Annotated in this window: 24 protein-coding genes, 1 rRNA gene and 2 other annotated features; all 25 genes read left to right on the forward strand. The window is 48.6% G+C overall.

Annotated elements, in window-relative coordinates; genetic code table 11:
• The first annotated feature begins 56 nt into the window (after positions 1–56).
• Positions 57–173: ribosomal RNA gene (rrf, locus tag D5E69_RS00570) — 5S ribosomal RNA — on the forward strand.
• Between the two features lie 1,030 nt (positions 174–1,203).
• A complete protein-coding gene (locus D5E69_RS00575) occupies positions 1,204–1,665 on the forward strand; it encodes a CtsR family transcriptional regulator (RefSeq protein ID WP_048007580.1) in 462 nt (153 codons plus the stop codon).
• 20 nt (positions 1,666–1,685) lie between these two features.
• Positions 1,686–2,228 carry a protein-arginine kinase activator protein McsA gene (mcsA, locus tag D5E69_RS00580; protein ID WP_048007581.1) on the forward strand — a complete coding sequence of 181 codons (543 nt, stop codon included), beginning with the start codon at positions 1,686–1,688 and terminating at the stop codon, positions 2,226–2,228.
• Positions 2,225–3,310, forward strand: coding sequence for a protein-arginine kinase McsB (gene mcsB / locus D5E69_RS00585; protein ID WP_048007582.1), 1,086 nt, complete (start codon positions 2,225–2,227; stop codon positions 3,308–3,310). Before mcsA ends, mcsB begins: the two co-directional genes overlap by 4 nt.
• Positions 3,307–5,751, forward strand: coding sequence for an ATP-dependent protease ATP-binding subunit ClpC (clpC, locus tag D5E69_RS00590; protein WP_048007583.1), 2,445 nt, complete (start codon positions 3,307–3,309; stop codon positions 5,749–5,751). Before mcsB ends, clpC begins: the two co-directional genes overlap by 4 nt.
• Positions 5,752–5,875: 124 nt before the next feature.
• Positions 5,876–7,246, forward strand: a complete 1,371-nt coding sequence (radA, locus tag D5E69_RS00595; protein ID WP_048007584.1) for a DNA repair protein RadA — start codon at positions 5,876–5,878, stop codon at positions 7,244–7,246.
• A gap of 4 nt (positions 7,247–7,250) precedes the next feature.
• Positions 7,251–8,324 carry a DNA integrity scanning diadenylate cyclase DisA gene (disA, locus tag D5E69_RS00600; RefSeq protein ID WP_048007585.1) on the forward strand — a complete coding sequence of 358 codons (1,074 nt, stop codon included), beginning with the start codon at positions 7,251–7,253 and terminating at the stop codon, positions 8,322–8,324.
• Between the two features lie 186 nt (positions 8,325–8,510).
• Positions 8,511–9,599, forward strand: a complete 1,089-nt coding sequence (locus tag D5E69_RS00605; RefSeq protein WP_048007586.1) for a PIN/TRAM domain-containing protein — start codon at positions 8,511–8,513, stop codon at positions 9,597–9,599.
• Positions 9,600–9,666: 67 nt separating this feature from the next.
• Positions 9,667–10,365, forward strand: a complete 699-nt coding sequence (gene ispD, locus D5E69_RS00610; RefSeq protein WP_048013965.1) for a 2-C-methyl-D-erythritol 4-phosphate cytidylyltransferase — start codon at positions 9,667–9,669, stop codon at positions 10,363–10,365.
• Positions 10,358–10,834, forward strand: a complete 477-nt coding sequence (ispF, locus tag D5E69_RS00615) for a 2-C-methyl-D-erythritol 2,4-cyclodiphosphate synthase (RefSeq protein ID WP_048007588.1) — start codon at positions 10,358–10,360, stop codon at positions 10,832–10,834. The genes ispD and ispF overlap by 8 nt, the downstream gene beginning before the upstream one ends.
• A 66-nt stretch (positions 10,835–10,900) precedes the next feature.
• Positions 10,901–12,358 (forward strand): glutamate--tRNA ligase, encoded by a 1,458-nt coding sequence (gene gltX, locus D5E69_RS00620; RefSeq protein WP_048007589.1) that lies wholly within the window; start codon positions 10,901–10,903, stop codon positions 12,356–12,358.
• A gap of 44 nt (positions 12,359–12,402) precedes the next feature.
• Positions 12,403–12,619, forward strand: a binding site (T-box leader).
• A 50-nt stretch (positions 12,620–12,669) separates the two neighbouring features.
• Positions 12,670–13,320 carry a serine O-acetyltransferase gene (cysE, locus tag D5E69_RS00625; protein ID WP_048007590.1) on the forward strand — a complete coding sequence of 217 codons (651 nt, stop codon included), beginning with the start codon at positions 12,670–12,672 and terminating at the stop codon, positions 13,318–13,320.
• Positions 13,317–14,714 (forward strand): cysteine--tRNA ligase, encoded by a 1,398-nt coding sequence (cysS, locus tag D5E69_RS00630; RefSeq protein WP_048007591.1) that lies wholly within the window; start codon positions 13,317–13,319, stop codon positions 14,712–14,714. The genes cysE and cysS overlap by 4 nt, the downstream gene beginning before the upstream one ends.
• 2 nt (positions 14,715–14,716) lie before the next feature.
• A complete protein-coding gene (locus tag D5E69_RS00635) occupies positions 14,717–15,136 on the forward strand; it encodes a Mini-ribonuclease 3 (protein WP_048007592.1) in 420 nt (139 codons plus the stop codon).
• Positions 15,133–15,882: a 23S rRNA (guanosine(2251)-2'-O)-methyltransferase RlmB gene (rlmB, locus tag D5E69_RS00640; protein ID WP_048007593.1), complete on the forward strand. Its 750-nt coding sequence runs from the start codon at positions 15,133–15,135 to the stop codon at positions 15,880–15,882. The genes D5E69_RS00635 and rlmB overlap by 4 nt, the downstream gene beginning before the upstream one ends.
• A gap of 2 nt (positions 15,883–15,884) precedes the next feature.
• Complete coding sequence (locus tag D5E69_RS00645) at positions 15,885–16,394, forward strand: NYN domain-containing protein (RefSeq protein WP_048007594.1); 510 nt, start codon at positions 15,885–15,887, stop codon at positions 16,392–16,394.
• Positions 16,395–16,455: 61 nt separating this feature from the next.
• Positions 16,456–17,115, forward strand: coding sequence for an RNA polymerase sporulation sigma factor SigH (gene sigH, locus D5E69_RS00650; RefSeq protein WP_048007595.1), 660 nt, complete (start codon positions 16,456–16,458; stop codon positions 17,113–17,115).
• An 81-nt stretch (positions 17,116–17,196) separates the two neighbouring features.
• Positions 17,197–17,343, forward strand: a complete 147-nt coding sequence (rpmG, locus tag D5E69_RS00655) for a 50S ribosomal protein L33 (protein WP_079513658.1) — start codon at positions 17,197–17,199, stop codon at positions 17,341–17,343.
• A gap of 49 nt (positions 17,344–17,392) precedes the next feature.
• Positions 17,393–17,572: a preprotein translocase subunit SecE gene (gene secE, locus D5E69_RS00660; RefSeq protein ID WP_048007596.1), complete on the forward strand. Its 180-nt coding sequence runs from the start codon at positions 17,393–17,395 to the stop codon at positions 17,570–17,572.
• 175 nt (positions 17,573–17,747) lie between these two features.
• Entirely contained in the window at positions 17,748–18,281 is a 534-nt protein-coding gene (nusG, locus tag D5E69_RS00665) for a transcription termination/antitermination protein NusG (protein WP_048007597.1), read from the forward strand.
• Positions 18,282–18,455: 174 nt separating this feature from the next.
• On the forward strand, positions 18,456–18,881 hold the full coding sequence (gene rplK, locus D5E69_RS00670; RefSeq protein WP_048007598.1) for a 50S ribosomal protein L11: 426 nt from the start codon (positions 18,456–18,458) through the stop codon (positions 18,879–18,881).
• A 122-nt stretch (positions 18,882–19,003) separates the two neighbouring features.
• A complete protein-coding gene (gene rplA, locus D5E69_RS00675; RefSeq protein ID WP_048007599.1) occupies positions 19,004–19,702 on the forward strand; it encodes a 50S ribosomal protein L1 in 699 nt (232 codons plus the stop codon).
• A 52-nt stretch (positions 19,703–19,754) separates the two neighbouring features.
• Positions 19,755–19,897: a sequence feature (ribosomal protein L10 leader region), on the forward strand.
• Positions 19,898–19,939: 42 nt separating this feature from the next.
• Positions 19,940–20,440 (forward strand): 50S ribosomal protein L10, encoded by a 501-nt coding sequence (gene rplJ, locus D5E69_RS00680; protein ID WP_048007600.1) that lies wholly within the window; start codon positions 19,940–19,942, stop codon positions 20,438–20,440.
• Positions 20,441–20,498: 58 nt separating this feature from the next.
• Positions 20,499–20,858 (forward strand): 50S ribosomal protein L7/L12, encoded by a 360-nt coding sequence (gene rplL, locus D5E69_RS00685; protein ID WP_048007601.1) that lies wholly within the window; start codon positions 20,499–20,501, stop codon positions 20,856–20,858.
• Between the two features lie 122 nt (positions 20,859–20,980).
• The gene (locus D5E69_RS00690) at positions 20,981–21,589 is read left to right on the forward strand and encodes a class I SAM-dependent methyltransferase (protein ID WP_048007646.1); all 609 of its coding nucleotides are present in this window, start codon (positions 20,981–20,983) and stop codon (positions 21,587–21,589) included.
• Positions 21,590–21,690 lie beyond the last annotated feature (101 nt).

Genomic DNA, 21,690 nt, shown 5'->3' on the forward strand with positions numbered 1-21,690 from the left:
TGACTATCAACCCTTTATCTAGTTTTGAAAGAATAATTCTTTCAATGGAATACCTGTCTGGTGACATTGGCGAAGAGGTCACACCCGTTCCCATGCCGAACACGGAAGTTAAGCTCTTCAGCGCCGATGGTAGTTGGGGGATCTCCCCCTGTGAGAGTAGGACGTCGCCAGGCAATGTAGAGAAAAGCAGCTCATTTGATGGGTTGCTTTTTTTGTTGGTATTTTACGTTGGCGGGTAGTGGTGTTGGTCGTGATGTTGATCGTTTTAATGGGGTGTTTGGGGAGGGCAAAGAGACCTTTAGAGCATTGATAACCTGTGGGAGTATGAGATCAGCCAAGCGGGATGGACAGAGGTGTTATCTGGAGATGAGGCCAAGGGGGAGCGCTTATTTGCGACTTTTTTGCGTTCCAAGCGAAGGGAGACCGATACGTGCGAACAGGGTTCTGATATTAGCGATGTTTTTCCAAGTAATGGGTCATTTTTCACTCCTGACACCGTTCGACATTTTTCACAACGCCTATGGAGGACGTTGAGCCTCCTGGACCCACCGTTCTCCTCCGCCCGCCAAAAATATCAGCGGAAATTCATCATTTATTTGCGATATTTTTAATCCTATTTGCGAAAATCAACTTTTTACCTGCGATATCGATCATCGCCCGTTTTCCTATATGCGATTCATTCCCTTTATGTGCGAACGGCCGCATATACTTGCGGAACCCTAATCGTATCTGCAATTCTAATTCGAATAAAAATCCCGCCTAAAATCACCTAAACCATTCCAATAGTTGGCGTTCTGTCTGTGTACAACCCTTAAGAAATATGTTATTGACGCTCCAAAATGACACAGTCCCCACTAATGAAAACCATCAAAACTCGTTACCCTCTCATTCTGAAAACATATACAGAGGTCCAGAATCTAAATGATATAACCCTACAGTTCAAAATGTACGCCACTCCTACGCTTTAATATCCATTCTCTTTACTGAACTCTTCCGAAAACCCCGCACATCCAAAGAAGGACTAACCCCACACAAAGTCGAATATACACCTAATTCGAATTTTCCGTTTTTAATCGATCTTCACGTTTAAAATCCCTCCTAAACAGAAAAGCTTTTAAGGCTATGCTTCTTCATTGCAAAGATTGAAGCCCGGTTGTATAATTATAGTCAAATATAGTCAAAGTCAAATGAGGAGGAGGTTTAATGAGGAATATTTCCGACATCATCGAAAATTACCTGAAGAATGTATTGGATTTAAGTGAATCTGAAATCGTCGAAATTAAAAGAAGTGAGATCGCAGATAAGTTCCAATGTGTTCCTTCTCAAATAAATTATGTGATCAATACCCGCTTCACCATCGAGAAAGGGTATGTGGTCGAGAGTAAGCGAGGCGGAGGGGGTTACATCCGCATCATGCGGGTGAAGGCTCATGATCAGCTGCATCTTATTGATCAGCTGGTGGCCCTCATTACTCAGAAAATCAGTCAAAATACGGCGGCTGATATCGTTTTCCGACTCGTGGAAGAGGATATAATATCTGAAAGAGAGGCAAAGATCATGCTGAGTGTCATGGATCGATCCGTGATCATGGTCGAGTTGCCTGAACGGGATATACTCCGGGGCAGGATGCTCCGGGCTATGCTGGATACGTTAAAATACGAGTAAGAATGTAAGAGGTGAATGGAATGATGTGTCAGGAGTGCAATGAGAATCCGGCAACCCTTCATTTCACGAAAGTTGTGAACGGAGAGAAGACCGAGGTCCATCTGTGTGAGCAATGTGCTCAGGATAAAGGAACGATGTTCGAGAATTCGGCAGCCTTTACGGTGAATAATCTGTTGGCCGGTTTATTGAATATCACCCCCGGCTTCAAGCAGGCACAGGAGCAGGAAGCGCCGAAAAAGGAAGTTCTTCAGTGTCCGAAATGCAAATTGACATTCCAACAGTTTACGAGCATCGGTCGGTTTGGGTGTTCGGAGTGTTATAAGACATTCAACAGCGAGCTCGATCCGATCCTGAAGAGGGTGCACAGCGGGAATATGGAGCACCACGGAAAGGTGCCCGAAAGAATGGGTGGCACCATCCAGATCAAGAAGCAGATCAAGAAGCTGAGAACGGAACTTCAGACCCTCATCGAAGAGGAGGAGTTTGAGAGAGCAGCCGAGACGAGAGACCGCATTCGTTCCCTTGAACGTGACATGAGACAGGAAGGGGGAGGTGCAGAATGAGTCTGGAACGATTTCTAAGCAATACGGTCAGTTCGTGGATGAATGAAGAAGGACCCCAATCGGATATTGTCCTGAGTTCACGGGTTCGTTTGGCAAGGAATCTGACTGACTTCCGTTTTTCAACCCTTTATTCAGCTGAGGAAGCAGGGCAGATCGTAGAACGGGTGAAGGAGAAGCTGTCTTCTTTCCCTAAAGAGCTGGGGGAACTCGAATTTTTACCTACGAGTGAGATTCAGCCTTTGGAAAAAAGGGTATTGATGGAGAAACACCTGATCAGTCCGAATCTGGCAGAAGATAAGAATGTCGGGGCTGTCCTTTTATCACCAGATGAAGATATAAGCATAATGGTAAATGAAGAGGATCATATCCGAATACAGTGTCTGTATCCGGGACTCCAACTGAAGCAGGCCCTCTCCCGTGCCAATGAGCTTGATGACTGGTTTGAAAGCGAACTGGACTTTGCGTTCGATGAGAAGCACGGATACCTGACCACTTGCCCTACGAATGTAGGAACAGGGCTCAGGGCATCGGTCATGGTCCATCTTCCGGGATTGGTCCTTACCCAGCAGATGAACCGGATCATACCGGCGATCAATCAGCTTGGTCTCGTCGTCAGGGGGATCTACGGCGAAGGCAGTGAAGCCCTGGGGAATATCTTTCAAATCTCCAATCAGACGACCCTCGGTAAGTCAGAAGGGGATATCGTGGAAGATCTCATCAGCGTGGTGAATCAGATCATTGCCAAGGAACTGACGGCGAGGGAGGCATTAGTTCAGACCTCCAACATACAATTAGAAGATAGGGTCTTCAGATCGCTGGGGGTGCTGGAGCATAGCCGCATCATTGAATCGAAGGAAGCGGCCAAATGCCTGTCGGATGTTCGTCTGGGCATCGATCTCGGCATGATCCACAGTCTCTCCAAAAATATTTTGAATGAATTGATGATTTTGACCCAACCGGGTTTTTTACAACAATATTCCGGAGGTCCGTTGCGACCGAATGAACGGGACATAAGAAGGTCTTCCTTGATCAGGGAGCGAATTAGATTGGATAAAGATACATGTGAGGAGGAAGAATCATGATGTTTGGTCGATTTACAGAAAGAGCTCAAAAAGTATTGGCATTAGCCCAGGAAGAAGCCATCCGACTAGCCCATAATAACATCGGCACTGAACATATCCTGCTAGGCCTCGTACGTGAAGGCGAAGGGATTGCAGCCAAGGCACTGACTGCCCTTGGACTAAGCCCAGAGAAGATCCAGAAGGAAGTGGAGGGTCTGATCGGGAAAGGAACGGAAAAGTCCCAGACGATCCACTATACGCCCCGCGCGAAGAAAGTCATCGAACTTTCCATGGATGAAGCAAGGAAGCTCGGTCACTCTTATGTGGGGACAGAGCACATCCTTCTCGGTCTGATCCGTGAAGGGGAAGGCGTGGCAGCACGTGTGCTTGGAAACCTTGGCGTAAGCTTGAATAAAGCAAGGCAGCAGGTCCTCCAGCTCCTCGGCAACAACGATTCAGGCGGACATCAGGGAGGCGGCAGCACGAATGCCAACACGCCGACACTTGATAGCCTTGCGCGCGACCTGACGGCGATTGCCCGTGAAGGAAGCCTTGACCCGGTCATCGGACGAAGCAAGGAAATCCAACGTGTCATCGAAGTGTTGAGCCGTCGTACGAAGAACAATCCGGTCCTTATCGGGGAACCCGGTGTCGGTAAGACGGCGATTGCTGAAGGCCTTGCCCAGCAGATCATCGCGAATGAAGTACCGGAGATCCTCCGTGATAAGCGTGTCATGACCCTTGATATGGGAACGGTCGTTGCCGGTACGAAATACCGTGGTGAGTTCGAGGACCGCTTGAAAAAAGTGATGGATGAGATCCGTCAGGCAGGGAATATCATCCTCTTCATCGATGAGCTCCACACCCTGATCGGGGCAGGAGGGGCCGAAGGGGCGATCGATGCTTCCAACATCCTCAAGCCTTCCCTTGCACGTGGAGAACTGCAATGCATCGGGGCGACGACCCTTGATGAATATCGTAAGTATATCGAGAAGGATGCAGCCCTTGAGCGCCGGTTCCAGCCGATCCAGGTTAATGAGCCGACAGCAGAGGAGTCCATCCAGATCCTTAAAGGTCTTCGTGACCGCTATGAAGCGCATCACCGCGTATCCATCACGGATGCAGCCATCGATGCCGCTGTGAAACTATCAGACCGCTATATTTCAGACCGCTTCCTTCCAGATAAAGCGATCGATTTGATTGATGAAGCCGGTTCGAAGGTCCGTCTCCGCTCGTATACGACTCCGCCAAACCTGAAGGAGCTTGAAGCGAGACTGGAAGAGATCCGCAAAGAGAAAGATGCAGCGGTTCAGAGCCAGGAGTTTGAAAAAGCCGCTTCCCTCCGCGATTCCGAGCAGAAGCTTCGTGAAGAGCTGGAAGAAACGAAGAATACATGGAAAGAAAAGCAGGGGCAGGAAAATACCGAAGTCACAGTGGAAGATATCGCGAAGGTCGTGTCCAACTGGACAGGAGTACCTGTATCCAAGCTTGCTCAAACAGAAACAGATCGTCTCTTGAAGCTTGAAGAAATCCTGCACTCCCGTGTCATCGGCCAATCCGAAGCGGTTGTCGCCGTATCGAAAGCGGTGCGCCGTGCGCGTGCAGGACTGAAGGATCCGAAGCGTCCAATCGGTTCATTCATCTTCCTCGGTCCTACCGGTGTAGGGAAAACCGAATTGGCCCGTGCTCTCGCGGAATCCATGTTCGGTGATGAAGAAGCGATGATCCGGATCGATATGTCGGAATACATGGAGAAGCATTCCACTTCCCGTCTCGTCGGTTCACCTCCGGGATATGTCGGGTACGAAGAAGGCGGTCAGCTGACTGAGAAAGTCCGTCGTAAACCATATTCCGTCGTGCTCCTTGATGAAATCGAAAAAGCACATCCCGATGTCTTCAATATCCTTCTGCAAGTCTTGGAAGATGGTCGTTTGACTGACTCCAAAGGAAGGACCGTCGACTTCAGGAACACAGTTCTGATCATGACATCGAACGTCGGGGCACAGTCCCTTAAAGCCAATAAGCATATGGGCTTCAATATCCAGGACGGGAAACAAGATTACAAAGATATGAAAGGGAAAGTGATGGAGGAACTGAAGCGTGCCTTCCGCCCGGAATTCCTGAACCGTATCGATGAAATCATCGTCTTCCATTCATTAGAGAAAGATCATCTGAAAGAGATCGTGACCCTTATGTCGAATCAACTCACGAAGCGCCTCAAGGAGCAGGATATCCATCTCGAGCTTTCTGCGGCTGCCAAGGAGAAGATTGCGGACGAAGGATTCGATCCTGAATACGGTGCAAGACCGCTCCGCAGGGCCATTCAGAAATATGTCGAAGATAAGCTTTCTGAAGAGCTCCTGAGAGGGAAAGTCTTGACGGGTCAAGACATCCTCATTGATGTCGAAGGGGAAGAGTTCGTCGTCAAATTGAAAGAAGAAGCAACCAATTCAACTCCTTGATGGTAAAAGGAAGAGGTACACGGTCATGAACCTGTGCCTCTTTTTTTCCATAAGAAGCAAAGAGTATGTATAGCCGGGACGCGCCCGGTATAGTAATAAGACTAGGAAGAGGAGTAGGATCGTTTTGGCAAAAAAGAAGACAAAATTCGTATGTTCATCCTGCGGGTATGAATCAGCAAAATGGATGGGGAAATGTCCCGGATGTAATGAGTGGAACACGATGGTGGAAGAAGTGGCGATTACGGGTAAGCAGCCCCGAGGTGCATTCCAACACAGCGAAGGGCCATCAAAGGCTGAAAAACTGACATCCATCGAGACGATGCAAGAGCCCCGTGTCCTTACTGATTCCAAAGAGCTCAACCGTGTACTTGGAGGCGGAGTGGTGCCGGGATCACTTGTGTTGATAGGGGGAGACCCGGGAATAGGGAAATCCACCCTGCTGTTGCAAGTATCTTCACAGCTTGCCGAACAAAAGCAAAAAGTACTTTATATCTCAGGTGAAGAGTCCATCAAGCAGACCAAACTGCGTGCGGACCGGCTGAATATCACGGCTGATGACCTATACATATATGCAGAAACCAACCTGCAGTCGATCCACCAGACCATCGATCAGCTTTCACCCGACTTTGTCATCATCGACTCCATTCAGACCATCTATCATCCGGAGGTCACTTCGGCGCCGGGGAGCGTATCGCAGGTGCGGGAATGTACGGCGGAATTGATGCGGATCGGTAAGACGAAAGGGATTGCCATTTTCATCGTCGGACATGTGACCAAGGAAGGATCCATTGCCGGTCCACGCCTGCTGGAGCATATGGTCGACACCGTGCTTTATTTCGAAGGGGAGCGCCACCATTCCTACAGAATCTTGAGGGCGGTGAAAAACCGTTTCGGTTCTACGAATGAGATGGGGATCTTCGAAATGAAGGAGCTGGGTCTTGAAGAAGTCGCAAATCCTTCGGAGATCTTCCTCGAAGAACGTTCACAGGGATCGGCCGGTTCGACGGTCGTTGCATCCATGGAAGGAACAAGGCCGGTGCTTGTGGAAATCCAAGCCCTCGTCACACCGACGAGCTTCAATAACCCGAGACGTATGGCAACTGGAATCGACCATAGCAGGGTCTCCCTGATCATGGCTGTTCTTGAGAAGCGGGCGGGGATGCTCCTTCAGCAACAGGATGCCTACCTTAAGGTCGCAGGTGGAGTGAAGCTGGATGAGCCGGCTATCGATTTGGCCGTAGCGGCGAGCATTGCTTCAAGCTTCAGGGACAAAGCCTCACGCGCACAGGATTGCATCATCGGGGAAGTGGGGCTGACCGGGGAGATCCGGCGCGTCTCACGAATCGAGCAGAGGGTGCAGGAAGCGGCGAAGCTTGGCTTCCAGCGCGTCATCATCCCTCAGAACAATATCGGGGGTTGGCAGGCACCGGGCGGAATCGAAGTGGTCGGTGTATCCGATATCCATCAAGCGTTGGGTATGATTTTAGGAGGATAACAAAATGGAAGATAAAAAGGCTAAGGATAAATCCATATCGGACATTTTACAGTTCGTCGCCCCCGGTGCCCCTATCCGGGATGGCATCGATAATGTGCTCAGGGCCAATACCGGCGGATTGATCGTCGTCGGATATAACGACAAGGTCAAGTCCGTCCTCGACGGCGGCTTTCATATCAACTGTCCGTTTTCACCCAGCTATCTGTATGAGCTGGCGAAAATGGACGGGGCAATCGTCCTGAACGAATCAGGGACGAAGATCATCCTGGCGAATGCCCAGCTTGCCCCTGATGTGTATGTGCCTTCCACGGAAACAGGGATGAGGCATCGTACGGCAGAGAGGGTGGCAAGGCAGACGAATGCCCTTGTCATTGCCATCTCACAGCGCCGTAACGTCATCACCCTGTACCAGGGCAATTTCCGATACGCCCTGAAGGACATTTCCGTCATCCTGACCAAAGCCAATCAGGCTGTGCAGACACTGGAGAAATATAAGGTCGTCCTCGACCAGAGCATCTCCAATCTATCGGTTCTGGAGTTTGAAGAGTTGGTGACCCAGAGCGACCTGCTTCAGGTTCTCCATCGATTCGAAATGGTTCTCAGGATCAAAAATGAGCTTCTTACGTATTTGAGTGAACTCGGTACTGAGGGAAGACTGATCCGCCTGCAGATGAATGAACTCCTTTCAGACATCGAGAGCGAGGCGATGCTGATCTTCCGGGATTACGCCATGGACCGAAACGTCAAGGCATTCGAGCTTCTATACAAGTTCCAGGAGCTTGTGCGCTCCGAGGTGCTTGAAGACAATGTGCTCCTGAAGCTCCTTGGCTATCAAGGCTACCCTCATCATGATGAGGCGATGTTCCCGCGCGGATACCGTGTATTGAATAAGATCCCGCGTCTTCCGATCGTGATCATTGAGAACGTGATCAATGAGTATGATGCCCTTCATCACATTGTGAAAGCGACAGTGGAAGACCTCGATGAAGTGGAAGGGATCGGGGAAGTGAGGGCGCGCAAGATTAAAGAAGGTCTCAAGCTCATAAAGGAACAAACGTTCGCTGACCGGCAATTATAGCACACAAGTCCCGGTTTGATAAAAGGGAGAAATGCCCTGTTTCCAAAAAATTGACAGTGCAATCCCCGAGTGTTAGCCTTTTCATGAGGGCCTCTATCATCATTCGTGAAATTGAAGAAAATTAGTCAAGAATCTCACGTTTTAAAAATCATAAATTGTTTATAATGGATAGGAGGAGGTGAAGGTATGTTAAAAAGAATCGTTCAGGCATGCTTCCTTATCGTAGGTGGTACACTAGGGATCCTATTGATTCCGGAGTTATTGTCGGTCATCAACATGGCGGATATTTCATTAATCAATAATGCATATATGACTGCTATATTAGGTGCCATTATTTTTTATATTATTTCGTTCTGGGCAGTCGAGTATGTGGTGAACTTTGTCAAATGGTTCGAAGATAGTTTGGTAAAGGCCCCGGTGACGGATTTGCTCTTTGGAAGTCTTGGTCTGATTATCGGATTGATTGTGGCGTACCTGTTGGGAATTGCCGTCAATCAGCTTGAATTCCCGATTTTGAATGCGGTCGTACCGGTACTCTTGACCTTGCTGCTTGGGTATCTTGGTTTCCAGGTCGGCTTCAAGAAGCGGGATGAAATGGTAGGGCTCTTCGGTAATTCTCGTTCGAAGAAGAAAGATTCCGAAGAAGATGATGAGGCGAACGCCGTGAAGACGCTCAAGATCCTCGATACAAGCGTGATCATCGACGGACGTATCGCAGACATCTGTCAGACAGGATTCCTCGAAGGGATCATCGTCATTCCTCAGTTCGTCCTCGAAGAGCTCCAGCATATCGCGGATTCATCCGATGTATTGAAGCGGAATCGTGGACGCCGCGGACTGGATATCCTGAACCGCATCCAGAAGGAATTGCCGGTTGAGGTCCAGATCTATGAAGGGGACTTCGAAGAGATCCAAGAGGTGGATTCCAAGCTTGTGAAGCTTGCGAAACTCACGAACGGAATCGTTGTGACCAATGATTTCAACCTGAATAAGGTATGTGACCTTCAAGGGGTACAAGTATTGAATATCAATGACCTGGCAAACGCCGTTAAGCCTGTGGTCCTTCCTGGTGAAGAACTGAAGGTACAGGTGATCAAAGACGGTAAAGAGCATAATCAGGGCATTGCCTACCTCGATGACGGAACGATGATCGTCGTGGAGGAAGGGCGCAACTACATCGGCAAATATATCGATGTCCTTGTCACTTCGGTACTGCAGACCTCCGCGGGGCGGATGATCTTCGCAAAGCCGAAACAATTGGAAAAAGCGCTCTAAGCCTGACTCCTTTGACCCGGTAAGGTATAATGGATGAATACTAGAGGAAGTCAAAGGAGTTAATCATATGGAGTATCAAGTGGTCATCCCGGCTGCCGGAAGGGGCAAACGGATGAAAGCGGATCGGAATAAGCTGCTTCTTGAGTTGGACGGGGCACCCATCATTGTCCATACCCTTCAAGTGTTCGACCGGGATCCCCTGTGCCAGGGGATCTTTGTTGCTATCCATCCCGATGAACGGGAGGAGTTCGACGCTCTGATCGATCGTCATGATATCGGTAAGGATATCCGACTCGTCGACGGGGGGAAAGAAAGACAGGATAGCGTCTATCAGGCATTGCTTGAGGTCGATCATGAAGTCGTACTCGTTCATGATGGTGCCAGGCCGTTCATTTCCCGGTCGGTCATCCACGAGCTCGCTGAGCGGGCTGGGGAGACAGGTGGGGCGATTGCCGCGGTTCCGGTAAAGGATACCATCAAGAAAGTCATGGATGGGAAAGTCGAAGAAACGATCGAGCGCTCAAGCTTGTGGATGGTGCAGACCCCACAGGCTTTTCGCGTTTCATCCTTGAAAAAAGCCCACGATGCAGCAAGGGACGAAGGGTTCCTCGGGACCGATGACGCTTCTCTCGTGGAGCGTCTTGGAGAAGACGTGTCCATCGTGGAAAGTGATTATGACAATATCAAACTGACGACGCCGGAGGATATGTTTTTTGCCGAGGCGATACTGAAGAAGAGAACTGAAGGAGGAAAACATCATGTTTAGAATCGGACAAGGCTTCGATGTGCATCAACTAGTGGAGGATCGTCCATTGATCATGGGCGGCATCACGATCCCGTATGAGAAAGGGCTTCTGGGGCATTCTGATGCCGACGTCCTTCTTCATGCCGTGGCGGATGCCTGTCTCGGTGCCATTGCTGCCGGTGATATCGGGAAACATTTCCCCGATACCGAAGAGGAGTTTAAGGATGCAGATTCGGCCAAGCTGCTTCAGCATGTATGGACAATGGTCAAAGAGGAAGGCTATGAACTGGGGAATATCGATTGCACCATCATCGCCCAAAAGCCGAAGATGGCCCCATATATCGATGAGATGAGAGCAAGGATCGCCGAGCTTCTCGAAGCGGATCCATCACAGGTGAATGTAAAGGCCACAACATCCGAAAAACTTGGTTTCACCGGACGCGGAGAAGGGATCGCTGCTCAGACGACGGTTCTGGTGAAGCAAAAGTAAGACCCTTTATTCCGGTTTCGAACGGTGGTAAACTAATACAAGCAGAATCATAGAGGAGGAACGAATATGTCAAACGAAGTACGCGTACGTTATGCCCCGAGTCCAACGGGTCATTTACATATCGGTAATGCCCGTACGGCCCTATTCAACTATCTATATGCCCGCAGTGTGGGCGGGAAATTCATCATCCGCATCGAGGATACGGATAAGAAGCGGAACATTGAAGGCGGAGAAGAAAGCCAGCTCAAGTATCTTCAGTGGCTTGGGATCGACTGGGATGAAAGTGTGGATAAGGAAGGCGAATACGGCCCTTATCGTCAATCCGAGCGGAACCATATTTACGAACAGTATTTGAATGAGCTTCTTGAAAGCGGAAAAGCTTATAAATGCTATTGTACGGAAGAGGAGCTGGAAGCTGAACGGGAAGCCCAAAGCGCATCCGGCCAGATGCCACGCTACTCCGGCAAATGCCGCAACCTGACAGCAGAAGAGCAGGAGAAGCTTGCAGCGGAAGGACGTCAGCCGAGCATCCGTTTCCGTGTGCCGGAAGGTCGCGTATTTTCTTTCAACGATATCGTGAAGGAAGAAGTATCATTCGAATCCGACGGGATCGGTGATTTTGTCATCGGGAAGAAAGACGGTACACCGACGTATAACTTTGCCGTAGCAGTCGATGATTACCTTATGAAGATTTCCCATGTGCTTCGCGGAGAGGACCATATCTCCAATACACCGAAGCAGCTCATGATCTTTGATGCCCTAGGCTGGGAGCCGCCGGTATATGGTCATATGACCCTGATCGTGAATGAAAGCCGCAAGAAGCTGAGTAAGCGTGATGAGAGCATCATCCAGTTCATCGAGCAGTATGAAGCCCTCGGCTATCTGCCTGAAGCGCTCTTCAACTTCATCGCCCTGCTTGGCTGGTCGCCAAAAGGAGAAGACGAGTTGTTCTCTAGGGAAGAATTCATCAAGATCTTCGACCCTGAGCGCCTTTCCACATCGTCTGCCCTGTTCGATAATCAGAAGCTGACGTGGATGAACAACCAGTATATGAAAGCCCTGGACCTTGATCAGGTGGTCGCTCTTGCTGAACCGCATTTGATCAAAGCAGGCAAGATCAGCGGGAACCCGACTGCAGAAGAGCATGAGTGGGTTCGTCGCGTTGTCGGTCTCTACCAGGAGCAAATGAGCTTCGGAGCTGAAATCGTCGAGCTTTCAGAGATGTTCTTCAAAGATGATCTGGAATATGATGCAGAAGCGAAAGCGGTATTGGACGAGGAAGAGGTCCCTGAAGTGCTTCGTGCATTCCTTGAGGAGATCGATTCCTTAGAGAACTACGAAGCTGCAGAAATTAAAAAGTCCATCAAAAATGTCCAGAAGTCGACGGGACACAAAGGCAAGAAGCTCTTCATGCCGATCCGCGTGGCCGTTACCGGTCAGACACATGGTCCGGAACTTCCGAATGCCATTGAGTTGTTGGGGAAAGATAAAGTGAAACTTCGCCTTAAAGGACTTTTAGGTTAACATTTCGCAGGGAATGTAATATAGTAAGAGTATCACGAATTGGATAAATCGCGTTGAAGAGGAGAAGTAGGGATACGGATGCTGACTAGAGAGGACCATCACCGGCTGAAAGTGGTCTGAGCCCCTCCGTTCCTGAAATGCACCTCTGAGTCCGTTGCTGAACATATAAGTAGGTGATGGCGGCTTCCACCGTTAACAGGATCCGAGTTGGGGAGTGATCCCAATCAGAGTGGAACCGCGCTTGCCTACAGCGTCTCTGTCATTTGACAGGGGCGTTTTTTTATTGAGCGATTGAAAGGAGGGGGATGGGCATGTTCAAGACATTTAAAGAAGACATCGATGTCGTGTTCGATCAAGATCCGGCGGCGAGGAATTATTTTGAAGTGGTCCTCACGTATTCGGGACTACATGCCATCTGGGCCCACAGGGTGGCCCACGCATTTTTCAAGCGGAGATTCTTCTTCCTGGCCCGCGTTATTTCTCAGATCAGCCGGTTCTTCACCGGAGTGGAGATCCATCCTGGCGCCAAGATCGGACGCCGGTTCTTCATCGATCACGGGATGGGCGTGGTCATCGGTGAAACGTGTGAGATCGGGGACAACGTCACCTTGTTCCAGGGGGTCACACTCGGGGGTACGGGTAAAGAAAAAGGAAAGCGGCACCCTACGATAAGGGACAATGCCCTCATCGCGACGGGAGCGAAAGTGTTAGGTTCCATCGTAGTTGGGGAAAATTCTAAAGTAGGGGCAGGATCGGTCGTCTTGAAGGATGTCCCGGCGAACTCCACTGTCGTGGGCATCCCAGGGAAGGTCGTGATCCAGGACGGGGTGAAGATCCAGAAGGACCTGAACCACTGCGACCTGCCGGATCCGATCAATGACCGGATCAAACAGCTGCAAGCAGAAATCGAAGAACTCAGGATTCTATTACAAGAGGAACATGGAAGGAGTCGATCGTCTTGACGATCCGTTTATATAATACACTCACAAGACAAAAGGAAGAATTCAAGCCGCTTGAAGAAGGAAAGGTCAAGATGTACGTGTGCGGACCCACGGTCTACAACTACATCCATATCGGGAATGCCCGACCGGCGATCGTATTCGATACGGTACGCCGATACTTGGAGTATCGGGACTATGATGTGAAATTCGTCTCAAACTTCACCGATGTCGACGATAAGCTCATCAAGGCAGCCAACGAGCTTGGTGAAGAGGTACCGACGATCGCCAAGCGTTTCATCGACGCATACTTTGAAGACACCGGGGCTCTCGGATGCCAGAAAGCCGATATCCACCCGACCGTGACGGATAACATCGATACCATCATTGAATTCATCTCAGCCCTTGTCGATAAAGGATTTGCCTATGAATCACAAGGCGATGTTTACTACCGCACAAGGAAGTTTGACGGATATGGGAAGCTGTCCCATCAGTCCATCGACGAGTTGAAGGTCGGGGCGCGGATCGATGTGGGTGACAAAAAAGAAGACGAACTCGATTTCGTCCTCTGGAAATCGGCGAAAGAAGGGGAAATCTCATGGGAAAGCCCTTGGGGGCATGGACGTCCCGGCTGGCATATCGAGTGCTCGGCCATGGCGAAGCGCTACCTCGGGGATACGATCGATATTCACGCAGGCGGACAGGATCTCACATTCCCCCATCACGAAAATGAGATTGCCCAGTCAGAGGCATTGACCGGAAAACCGTTCGCGAAATACTGGCTTCATAATGGATATATCAATATTGATAACGAAAAGATGTCGAAGTCACTGGGGAACTTTGTATTGGTCCACGACATCATCAAGGAACATGACCCGCAGGTCCTTCGTTTCTTCATGCTGTCGGTCCATTACCGCCATCCGATCAACTATAACCTTGAGCTTCTGGAGAATGCCAAGACGGCCCTGGACCGTATCCGTACCTCTTATGATAATCTCCAGCACCGCAAGGAAACGAGTGCCAATCTTGCGGATCACGATCAAGAATGGTTCGACAAAGTCGCGGGCCTCAAAGACCAATTCATCGAAGCGATGGACGATGACTTCAACACGGCGAACGGGATCTCCTCCCTGTTCGAACTTTCCAGGCAGGCGAACTATTACCTTATGGAAAAAAACACATCGACGGCTGTCATCGATTCATTCCTCGCCCAGTTCGAAGAGTTCTTCGGCGTGCTAGGTCTCTCCCTTGCCAGTGAGGAACTTGTAGATGAAGAGATCGATGAACTCATCGAGAAGCGGCTACAAGCTCGTAAGGACCGTGACTTCCAATTGGCGGATGAAATCCGTGATACGTTGAAAGCCCGGAATATCATTCTTGAAGACACTCCTCAAGGCACGCGCTGGAAAAGAGGTTGACGATGCTGTACGAAACGAATGAGCACATCGATGCGAAACAAATGAATCCATTGGCCTTGGCCTATATGGGGGATGCCGTATATGAAACCTACGTGCGGCAACTCCTCCTCACCAAAGGCAGGGTCAAGCCCAATCAACTTCACCGGGCTGCCACAAGCTATGTGTCGGCAAAGTCACAGGCGGCGATCCTTAAGTGGATGTTCGAGGAGGAGATCCTCTCAGAAGAGGAAGTCCTGGTGGTCAAACGGGGAAGGAACGCGAAATCCGGCACCACCCCCAAGAATACAGACGTGCAGACGTATAAGCATAGTACAGCTTTTGAAGCCCTGATCGGATTTCTTTTCCTTCAAAACCGCATCGAGCGGCTGGAAGAACTGATCACGTTAATCTTTGAACAAAAAGGAAAGGAGGAAAGAGCATGAGTAATGAATTAGATTTTATTGGAGGACGGAATCCCGTCATCGAAGCATTGAAGTCGGGGCGTGATATCAACAAGATTTGGATCCAGGAGGGATCCCAGAAGGGGTCGATGCAGCAGGTCATCGGTCTGGCGAAGGACTCCAATATCCTGGTCCAGTTCGTACCGAAGAAGAAAATTGAACAAATGGTTCCCGAGAATCATCAGGGTGTCGTTGCATCGGTTGCAGCTTATCAGTATGCAGAAATCGATGATCTCTTCAAGAAGGCACAGGAAAAGGGGGAGGATCCTTTCTTCCTGATCTTGGACGAGCTTGAAGATCCACATAACCTCGGTTCCATCATGCGGACAGCTGATGCGTCAGGTGCACACGGGATCATCATCCCGAAACGCCGCGCCGTCGGTTTGACATCGACAGTGGCCAAAGCGTCCACCGGGGCCATTGAGCATATCCCCGTGGCCCGCGTCACCAACCTGTCACGTGCGGTCGAGGAACTGAAGGACCGCGGCGTATGGATTGCCGGTACGGATGCCAAGGGCAGTCAGGATTACCGCCGGCTCGACGGCACGCTTCCAATCGGCTTGATCATCGGAAGCGAGGGCAAGGGGATGAGCAGGATCCTGAGGGATAAATGCGACTTCCTGGTCCAACTGCCGATGATCGGACATGTGACATCATTGAATGCCTCGGTGGCAGCCAGTATTTTAATGTATGAGGTTCACCGCAATCGCCACCCGCTGGGAGAATAGCCATGGACATTCTCCTAGTGGACGGATATAACATCATCGGTGCCTGGCACGAGCTGAACGAGCTGAAGAAGAAGGACTTGTCGGCTGCCAGGGACCGCCTGGTGGAACAGATGGCTGAATACCAAGGGTATACCGGCTATCGGGTGATCGTCATATTCGACGCCTATTACGTGCAGGGAATCGCAAGGAAATACAATAACTACAAGGTGGAAGTGATTTTCACCAAAGAGAACGAGACGGCCGATGAGCGGATCGAGAAACTCGCCATCGAGCTCAACAACATCAAGACGCAGATTCATGTGGCGACGTCCGACTTCACGGAGCAGTGGGCGATATTCGGTCAGGGAGCCCTGCGCAAATCGGCAAGGGAACTTCTGAACGAAGTAAATGCCATCGAAAAGAAAATCGAAAAAAAAGTACGAAATTCGACAGACCGAAAGCCCCCTACGAAAATACCGTTGTCGAATGAAGTCGCTGAAATCTTTGAGAAATGGCGGCGCGGCGAGCGATGACCGGTTGACGATTGAATTTTCTGTAATGTATAATATTTCTATCTATTGCTATGCGCGGGGGATGTCTGTGAGCAATATCACCAGGACAGAAGCATTTGACGAGAAATTGGTGACAATGGATGACGAAGCAATCATAGAAGCGGTTCATCAGGGTCATAGCGAAGCGCTGGATTATTTGATTAAGAAATATCGTAATTTCGTAAGGGCGAAAGCACGTTCCTACTTCCTGATCGGTGCAGATAAAGAAGATATCGTGCAGGAAGGGATGATCGGCCTTTATAAGGCGATCCGCGACTACAGGGAGGACAAGCTGACCTCTTTCAAGGCGTTCGCGGAACTGTGCATCACCCGCCAGATCATTACAGCCATCAAGACAGCCACGAGACAGAAACATATACCGCTCAATTCCTACGTGTCATTGGACAAGCCGATTTATGATGACGAATCGGACAGAACGCTGCTCGATGTCATCTCAGGTGCGAAAGTCATGGATCCTGAAGCTCTCATCATCAACCGTGAAGAATTCGATAATATGGAAGACAAGATGGCCGAGCTCCTGAGCGATCTTGAACGGAAGGTGCTGGCTTTGTATCTCGACGGCCAATCCTACCAGGAAATCTCAGAAGAGCTGAACCGCCATGTGAAGTCCATCGATAACGCATTGCAGCGGGTGAAGCGGAAGCTTGAACGCTACCTGGAAGTCCGGGAAATAACCATGTAACCGTATTGACACAATTTGGTGACCGTGTTATTTTTGATAGGACTTACAATGGACCGAATAGGGTCCGGACCGGGTGATAAGATGACAAAGAAACTAATACTGGCCTGTACCGTTTGCGGTTCGCGGAACTACAGCGTACCCGGCAAGCAGAATCAGTCCGTTCGATTAGAATTGAAGAAGTTCTGTAATACTTGCAATTCCCATACCCTTCACAAAGAGACAAAATGACGGGGACGGAAACTCTACAGCATTGATAACAGTTGGAGGTTACTAACGGATGTTTAAATTCTTTCGCAACGTAGCATCGGAAATGAGGAAGGTTAGCTGGCCGTCCCGCAAAGAGCTGACGCGCTATACCATCACGGTCATCACGACCGTCATCGTTTTCGCCTTGTTCTTCACGGTGATCGACCTTGGTATATCAGAACTCATGCGACTCCTCATTGATTCAAAATAGAAAAGAAACAGAGATTTACCTGTATATATACCGTCAAAGCATGGTATAATGGACGATAATAGAGTACTGACCTTTGAGCCCGTTACCTTTTACGGGTTTTTTACATTGTCTGAAAGCAGATGATGGAAGTGTATTCTTACTAAGCGAGGAGGGACGGACTGGAGAGTCCTAACATATGGAGAAGAATTGGTATGTGGTCCACACGTATTCAGGATATGAGAACAAAGTCAAAGCCAACCTGGAAAAGCGCGTAGAAACCATGGGGATGCAAGATAAGATCTTCCGTGTCATCGTGCCTGAAGAGGAAGAGACAGATATCAAGAACGGCAAGAAAAAAGTAATCAAGAAGAAGGTATTTCCGGGTTATGTCATCGTTGAGATCGTCATGACGGACGATTCATGGTATGTGGTACGGAATACTCCGGGTGTGACAGGATTCGTCGGTTCATCGGGATCCGGATCCAAACCGACGGCACTGCTTCCGGAAGAAGTGACCAATCTGTTGAAACAGATGGGCATGAGCGAGAAGAAAGTAGAAGTGGATTATGAGCTCGGCGAAACGGTCAAGGTCAACGAAGGTCCATTCGCGAACTTCACCGGGACAATCGAAGAAATAGACTCTTCCAAAACGAAGCTCAAGGTGCACGTCAATATGTTCGGCCGCGATACGCCGGTTGAACTTGATTTCTCTCAAGTCGATAAATTATAATGGAAAAGAACTTGAAATCACTCTGAAAAAATGATACTATTTCATAAGTCAGTGCGTCTCGACGAGAGCCACTGAACCTAATAGACGTTCTTTATGTTGATAAAGACATTTTTTACATGAGTGGGAGGGTGTACAACCCAATAACCACATCACGGACTTAAGGAGGTGTGTCTCGTGGCTAAAAAAGTTATCAAAATGGTTAAATTGCAGATTCCTGCCGGTAAAGCTAATCCAGCTCCACCAGTTGGTCCTGCACTAGGTCAAGCAGGTGTTAACATCATGGGATTCTGTAAGGAATTCAATGCTCGCACAGCCGATCAAGCTGGCTTAATCATTCCTGTTGAAATCACGGTTTTTGAAGACCGTTCATTTACATTCATCACTAAAACTCCACCTGCTGCTGTATTGCTTAAGAAAGCAGCTGGTATCGAGTCTGGTTCAGGCGAACCGAACAGCAAAAAAGTGGCAACACTTAAACGCGATAAAGTACGTGAAATTGCTGAATCAAAAATGCCTGACCTGAATGCAGCTAGCGTTGAATCAGCTATGCGCATGGTAGAAGGAACTGCACGCAGCATGGGAATCGTCATCGAAGACTAATCCCTGCTTCCGCTATAGTTCCTGTTGACTGAGGTTGCGATGATGAAATGTACGTTTCACTCTCGCAACCTTATTTCGTGGGAGGTTATTCCGCTAAAACCACAATGAGGAGGATATTCAAAATGGCTAAAAAAGGCAAGAAGTTTCTTGAAGCTCAAAAGCTAGTAGATCGTACTACTGCTTATTCAGTTGAAGAAGCAATCGAACTAGTTAAGAAAACAAACTTCGCTAAGTTTGACGCGACTGTTGAAGTAGCGTTCCGCTTAGGTGTAGATACTCGTAAAAACGACCAGCAGATCCGTGGAGCAGTCGTGCTTCCACACGGTACTGGTAAAACTCAAAAGGTTCTTGTATTCGCTAAAGGCGAAAAAGCAAAAGAAGCAGAAGCTGCTGGCGCTGACTTCGTAGGTGATGCAGACCTTATCAACAAAATCAACCAAGGTTGGTTCGAGTTCGACGTAATCGTTGCAACTCCAGACATGATGGGTGAAGTTGGTAAGCTTGGTCGCGTATTGGGACCAAAAGGCCTTATGCCAAACCCTAAAACTGGAACTGTTACATTCGACGTTGAAAAAGCTGTCAACGAAATCAAAGCTGGTAAAGTTGAGTACCGTGCTGACAAAGCTGGTAACGTACACGTACCGGTTGGTAAAGTATCTTTCGACAACGAAAAGCTTGTTGAAAACTTTGCTACGATGTATGACACAATGCTTAAAGCTAAACCTGCTGCAGCAAAAGGAACTTACGTGAAGAACGTTTCCGTAACTTCTACAATGGGACCTGGCGTTAAAGTCGATCCTTCAACTTTCGCTGTTAAGTAATATTTGGCATTGACTTGCCGCAGGCTAATGGTTATAATTAGTCCTGTTGTGAAAAATGAATACATTTGTACCGTAGACAGTAGGAGCCTTCACCGGCTTAATCCCCTACCGAGGTAATTGCGATAAAATACATGCTTCCGGCGTGTTTGCAATGCCCTTGTGTCTACCCGATGCAAGGGCATCTTTTATTGGATGACGGTATGAATGTTCATCAGTAAATCTACAGGAGGTGTAATGATGAGCAGCATTCTAGAGCAAAAGCAACACATCGTCGGAGAAATCTCTGACAAACTAAAAAACAGTGTGTCAACAATCATTGTTGACTATCGTGGACTTGATGTTTCCGAAGTAACTGAACTTCGTAAACAACTTCGCGAAGCTGGAATCGACTTCAAAGTGTACAAAAACACTATGACACGTCGTGCAGCTGCTGAAGCAGGTCTTGAAGGTCTTAACGAATTCCTAACTGGTCCAAACGCAATCGCGTTCAGCACGGAAGAAGTTGTAGCTCCTGCCAAGATCCTTAACGCTTTCGCGAAAGATCACGAAAACCTTGAAATCAAAGCGGGTGTCATCGAAGGTCAAATCACTTCCGTTGAGGATGTTAAAGCAATTGCTGAACTTCCAAGCCGCGAAGGACTTCTTTCTATGCTACTCAGCGTGCTTCAAGCACCAATGCGCAACTTCGCGTTGGCTACAAAAGCCGTTGCCGATCAAAAAGAAGAGCAAGGCGCGTAAGTTAAAGCAAGCCGTTTAATAAAACCAATAACGAACCATAACAAGGAGGAAATATAAAATGAGTAAAGAGCAAATCATTGACGCGATCAAAGAAATGTCAGTTCTTGAACTAAACGACCTAGTTAAAGCAATCGAAGAAGAATTCGGAGTAACTGCTGCTGCACCTGTAGCTGTAGCTGCTGGTGGCGGAGAAGCTGCTGCTGAAAAAACTGAATTCGACGTTATCCTTGAGAGCGCTGGAGCTCAAAAAATCAAAGTCATCAAAGTCGTTCGCGAAATCACAGGTCTTGGCCTTAAAGAAGCGAAAGAAGTTGTTGATAACACTCCAAAACCACTTAAAGAAGGTATTTCTAAAGAGGAAGCTGAAGAACTTAAAGCTAAACTTGAAGAAGTTGGAGCTGGCGTAGAAGTTAAGTAATTCAACTTATAGAAGAAAAGCTCGCTATCATGGCGGGCTTTTTTCTTGCTTTTACCTGTGTGGTGCGCTCACAGGTGGATTCCTGCGTGACCCAGTCAGGCAGATCAGAGGAGTTGATTTCAGTGACAAACCACTATTATTCACAAAATCCTGAAGTCGGGAGTGATCCCCAGCACTTCACCTTCGATCTTCGCGGCCGTTCATTCCGGTTCAAAACCGATCATGGTGTCTTTTCGAAGAAAGAAGTCGATTTCGGCTCACGGGTGCTGATCGATGCATTCGAACTGCCCGGAGTCGATGGGCCAGTCCTGGATGTAGGGTGTGGCTACGGTCCGATCGGATTGTCTCTGGCGAAAGAGTTTCCAGAACGGACGATCCATATGATCGATGTAAATGAAAGGGCGCTTTCCCTTGCATCTGAAAATGCCGCGGCCAACGGAGTCGGGAATGTGGAAATCTACCAAAGTGATCGTTTTGAACAAGTAGAAGAGAAGAAGTTCTCTGCAATCTTGACCAATCCCCCGATCAGGGCAGGTAAAGAAACGGTACATGCGATCTTCACAGAGAGTGCAGAGCATCTGGCGGAAAACGGCGAGCTATGGGTTGTGATCCAGAAGAAGCAGGGTGCGCCTTCGGCCATGGAGAAAATGGAAGAACTATTTTCCAACGTGGAAGTGGTCGTGAAGAAGAAGGGGTACTACATCCTGAAATCTGTGAAAGAAATTCGTTGACGTAGCATTTCTGCTATGATAACATTATAAAATGCAAAAATATTATTTTCCGGTATTATGCCTATATGTATACATAGAGCATAATTTGGAAAAGATTATAA

This window comes from Rossellomorea marisflavi, from assembly GCF_009806575.1.
GTDB lineage: Bacteria > Bacillota > Bacilli > Bacillales > Bacillaceae_B > Rossellomorea > Rossellomorea marisflavi_A.

Bases quoted from the DNA above. Each gene is read 5' to 3' on its own strand.
- rlmB (WP_048007593.1), top strand. From the start codon at position 15,133: ATGAGTAATGAATTAGATTTTATTGGAGGACGGAATCCCGTCATCGAA.
- nusG (WP_048007597.1), top strand. From the start codon at position 17,748: ATGGAGAAGAATTGGTATGTGGTCCACACGTATTCAGGATATGAGAAC.
- mcsA (WP_048007581.1), top strand. From the start codon at position 1,686: ATGATGTGTCAGGAGTGCAATGAGAATCCGGCAACCCTTCATTTCACG.
- ispF (WP_048007588.1), top strand. From the start codon at position 10,358: ATGTTTAGAATCGGACAAGGCTTCGATGTGCATCAACTAGTGGAGGAT.
- rplJ (WP_048007600.1), top strand. From the start codon at position 19,940: ATGAGCAGCATTCTAGAGCAAAAGCAACACATCGTCGGAGAAATCTCT.
- D5E69_RS00605 (WP_048007586.1), top strand. From the start codon at position 8,511: ATGTTAAAAAGAATCGTTCAGGCATGCTTCCTTATCGTAGGTGGTACA.
- gltX (WP_048007589.1), top strand. From the start codon at position 10,901: ATGTCAAACGAAGTACGCGTACGTTATGCCCCGAGTCCAACGGGTCAT.
- rplL (WP_048007601.1), top strand. From the start codon at position 20,499: ATGAGTAAAGAGCAAATCATTGACGCGATCAAAGAAATGTCAGTTCTT.
- D5E69_RS00645 (WP_048007594.1), top strand. From the start codon at position 15,885: ATGGACATTCTCCTAGTGGACGGATATAACATCATCGGTGCCTGGCAC.
- ispD (WP_048013965.1), top strand. From the start codon at position 9,667: ATGGAGTATCAAGTGGTCATCCCGGCTGCCGGAAGGGGCAAACGGATG.
- D5E69_RS00635 (WP_048007592.1), top strand. From the start codon at position 14,717: ATGCTGTACGAAACGAATGAGCACATCGATGCGAAACAAATGAATCCA.
- disA (WP_048007585.1), top strand. From the start codon at position 7,251: ATGGAAGATAAAAAGGCTAAGGATAAATCCATATCGGACATTTTACAG.
- sigH (WP_048007595.1), top strand. From the start codon at position 16,456: ATGTCTGTGAGCAATATCACCAGGACAGAAGCATTTGACGAGAAATTG.
- rplA (WP_048007599.1), top strand. From the start codon at position 19,004: ATGGCTAAAAAAGGCAAGAAGTTTCTTGAAGCTCAAAAGCTAGTAGAT.
- mcsB (WP_048007582.1), top strand. From the start codon at position 2,225: ATGAGTCTGGAACGATTTCTAAGCAATACGGTCAGTTCGTGGATGAAT.
- D5E69_RS00575 (WP_048007580.1), top strand. From the start codon at position 1,204: ATGAGGAATATTTCCGACATCATCGAAAATTACCTGAAGAATGTATTG.
- rpmG (WP_079513658.1), top strand. From the start codon at position 17,197: ATGACAAAGAAACTAATACTGGCCTGTACCGTTTGCGGTTCGCGGAAC.
- secE (WP_048007596.1), top strand. From the start codon at position 17,393: ATGTTTAAATTCTTTCGCAACGTAGCATCGGAAATGAGGAAGGTTAGC.
- cysE (WP_048007590.1), top strand. From the start codon at position 12,670: ATGTTCAAGACATTTAAAGAAGACATCGATGTCGTGTTCGATCAAGAT.
- clpC (WP_048007583.1), top strand. From the start codon at position 3,307: ATGATGTTTGGTCGATTTACAGAAAGAGCTCAAAAAGTATTGGCATTA.